This is a genomic window from Streptomyces sp. NPDC048277 (genome assembly GCF_040652235.1).
Classification (GTDB): Bacteria; Actinomycetota; Actinomycetes; order Streptomycetales; family Streptomycetaceae; genus Streptomyces.
Genome location: NZ_JBEZLQ010000072.1, coordinates 1 through 2,941 on the forward strand (window position 1 = coordinate 1; position 2,941 = coordinate 2,941).

3 protein-coding genes and 1 pseudogene are annotated in these 2,941 nt (G+C 67.3%); 1 reads left to right on the plus strand and 3 read right to left on the minus strand.

Going from position 1 to position 2,941, the window contains the following annotated elements; genetic code table 11:
* Positions 1-304: 304 nt before the first annotated feature.
* Positions 305-379, plus strand: a pseudogene (locus AB0D85_RS52100) (hypothetical protein); the annotation flags it as partial.
* A 326-nt stretch (positions 380-705) separates the two neighbouring features.
* Here the strand turns inward: AB0D85_RS52100 and AB0D85_RS52105 are convergent.
* The 3 genes from AB0D85_RS52105 to AB0D85_RS52115 are packed head-to-tail and all read right to left on the minus strand — an operon-like array spanning position 706 to position 2,588.
* A complete protein-coding gene (locus AB0D85_RS52105) occupies positions 706-1,422 on the minus strand; it encodes a tyrosine-type recombinase/integrase (RefSeq protein ID WP_362338724.1) in 717 nt (238 codons plus the stop codon).
* Entirely contained in the window at positions 1,305-2,297 is a 993-nt protein-coding gene (locus AB0D85_RS52110; protein ID WP_362338718.1) for a hypothetical protein, read from the minus strand. The genes AB0D85_RS52105 and AB0D85_RS52110 overlap by 118 nt, the downstream gene beginning before the upstream one ends.
* Positions 2,298-2,306: 9 nt before the next feature.
* Positions 2,307-2,588 carry a hypothetical protein gene (locus AB0D85_RS52115; protein ID WP_362338721.1) on the minus strand — a complete coding sequence of 94 codons (282 nt, stop codon included), beginning with the start codon at positions 2,586-2,588 and terminating at the stop codon, positions 2,307-2,309.
* Positions 2,589-2,941: the final 353 nt, after the last annotated feature.

Here is a 2,941-nt window from a genome sequence, read left to right on the forward strand (position 1 = left end):
GCCAAGAGGCCACCGACGTCGGACCCGAGCGGCACCCACGACCGATTTTCGCGCTGTCACCACGGCGCGGGCAACGCGTCACATCAACTTGGTAGTTCGGGGTGCGATCCCAACCGAGTACCAGGAGGCCCTGTTGCCGCAGTCTTTCGCGTCCGCGTGTGTGGAGTCCAACTCGCTGCCACCGTCGTGTGACTGCCTCGCGCACAGGTTCGGCAACGCGGCGGACGGGCCGGAGCGTACCCCGAGTTATGTCTCTGACATGACGGAGGCGGAGTGGCGGCCGGACGGCTATTGCCACCGTGTGATGCTCGACGCGGTGCGCCATGTGACGGACAACGGCGTGAAGTGGGCCAACTTGCCCGCGGACTTCCCGCCCTATCGGCGCGTGCATGCCTTCGCCCGTCGCTGGCAGGTCACGGGGCTGCTCGCTGAACTCCACGACCGGCTGCGCGACCGTGTCCAGGAGAAGGAGGGCCGCACGGTGGACCCGACGGCCGCGATCGTGGACTCCCAGTCGGTGCGGGCGGCGGCGAACATCCCCTTCCTGCCGTCCCAGCCGGACGTCGAGCGGGGATGCCGCCATCCCGTTGCTCGGGCGGCTGCGAGGGCAGTACTTCTCCATCCGCCTGGTGTGGGCGGACGGAGGCTAGGCCGGCCGACTCCTCGACTGGGCCGGGGAGGAACCACGCCTCACCCTTCAGATCGTCAAACGCACCGACGACACAGCGGGGTTCGTGGTGCTGCCGAGGCTTCTGCGGAATCTGATTTGTCAAGCAATTCACCCTTTGCCCTGGTTGACGGCGGCGATCGGGAGGAGTGTCGCGGTCGCTGGAACGCCGATCTCGCGGGGTGTCGCCCCGGTCGGCATGGGAACGTCGACCAGCCGCTCCAGCAGTTGGTCGAGTGCGGCCTGGCCGTCGTCGACGACGGCGCGTGCCTCGTCGCTGAGCGGGACGTTCGCCAGCATGCGCTGGAGGTTGTCCCTGGCTTCCAGGAGGCCTCAGCTGGAGTCCTTTGGTGTGTAGAAGTCACAGCGGGCGCAGTCCATGTGGTGCGGGCACTGCTCAAAGAAGGTGTAGGGCAGAATCCGTGACCGAGGCCGTAGTACTGCCAGGGCTCGCCTGAGGCGGCGGCTCGGGAGGTGACCGCGTCGCGGTCGACGAGGACCTCGATGGTGCGGACGTTGCGTTCGAAGTATCCGGCGTCGTTGTAGGCCCTGGCCAGCGTGTTCGGGGTGATCTTGGCGTAGTGCTGAGTGGACTTCGGGCTCCGGTGACCGAGCCAGGCTTGCAGCTCGAACAGCGTCATCGGCTTCTTGGCGTTGTAGAGCCGGCTGGCGATCGTGGAGCGGGCCCGGTGGCTGGTGATGTTCCCCCGGACGTCGGCGGTCGGGACGCCGGCCTTCTGGCAGAGCGACGGGATGATCGTCCCGTTGACGTAGGTCTGGCGACCCGGCGGGCCCTCTTCGCGACGAGGAGGTCGACGTACTCGCTGGTCTTGCGGTCCAGCATCTTCGGCTGCTGCGGCCGCAGTTCCTGCCATGCCTCGATCGCCTTGCCCAGCAGAGGATCGACGGGCTTGGTGAACGAGGTGCCGGTCTTGTGGGTGGGGACGTCCAGCAGGCAGACGGCGTCCCGCGCCAGGACCTCGTCGGAGTCGCCGGGGATCGGGAACCCCTCGTGCTGCCAGCGGACGCAGCCCACGCGAAGTCGCGCGATCTCGTCACTGTGCAGGCCGCTGAACAGCCAGGTCAGGGACAGCACCCGGAGGAGCTCGAACAGATGGCGCAGGCTGTTGTGCCTGGTCGACAGATCAGCGGGGCCGATGTTGAGCCCGGCCCACAGCGGTTTGGCCCAGATGTCGGCGGCTATCACCCGCGGGTCGGGGCCGAGCATCGCCGCGATCGTTCTGGGCGTGGACAGCGCGCGCATGGGGTCGAACCATCGGGGGATCCACTCCCATTCCTGCAGGTCGCGGAAGAACGCCCGGGTCGCGGTGAGGTAGCCCGACTTGCTGTGCGGTGTGAGCGGCTGACCTGCCCGTTTCTCGTGACTGGCGACTCGCTGGACGTAGTCCCCGACACGGAGCTTGCCGACCGCGGCGACCCAGGCCGCGCAGGTCTGACGGGTCCACTGGTTCGGCTCCGTGATCTCTGGGTGTCCGGCGGCGAGCCACCGTCCGATCTTCGACAGCAGGGAGCGGTGTGTGTCGCGGACCTTGCGCGACAGCGTGCTGGTGGAGTGCCGGCGTTCGACCCATTCGGCCCACGAACGCGAGGTCCCCTTGATCGCGGGCATCCGCCCGCGTTACGGAGTGGGCGGCATCTCGCAGTGCCCGAGCGTGGCCACGGCCCGTTGAATCCCGTAGAGGGCGCCGGCGTAACGATTCGGCAGGTCAGGGTGCTGGCGGATCCGGTCGAACGCCTCGGTCGTCAGGTCTTCGAGCAGCGGGCTGCGGTTGAGCAGAAGCGCCGGACACAGGACCGGGGAGATCCGCGCGTCGACACCGGTCTCGACCTGATACCCCCATCCACGAAACACCTTCGCGACCTGCTGCTGGACTTCGTCGACGGGCTGCTTGCCGAACACTCGCCAAGCCAGAGGGCGCCGTCAGAAGCTGCCCAGCCGGTCGAACTCCGTGAAGTTGCTGAGCAGGTAGGCATATGAGGTCAGATACGGTCGCGCGGTTCGCTCGGCTCAGCCGGGGTGTTCACCGTGAACTGCCTGGCGCTGGTGCCGATCAGAGTCAGCCAGTCGTCGGTCGGCCAGGCCCAGACTGTCCGGCCGTTCTTGGCGCAGTGCAGGAGAATCAGGGCGATGGCATCGTTGACGCCGCGTCGGTAGCTGTGTCGGCGTCGGCTGAACCCGGACCCAGTTTGGCCGGGTCAAAAGTGACCTTCGCGTCTTGAGTTGCGGTTGGTTCAGTCGTTGTTGTTCGTGGT

What these genes read in the sequence shown, in the direction of transcription:
- AB0D85_RS52110 (WP_362338718.1), bottom strand. Translation starts at nt 2,297, where the DNA reads ATGCCCGCGATCAAGGGGACCTCGCGTTCGTGGGCCGAATGGGTCGAA.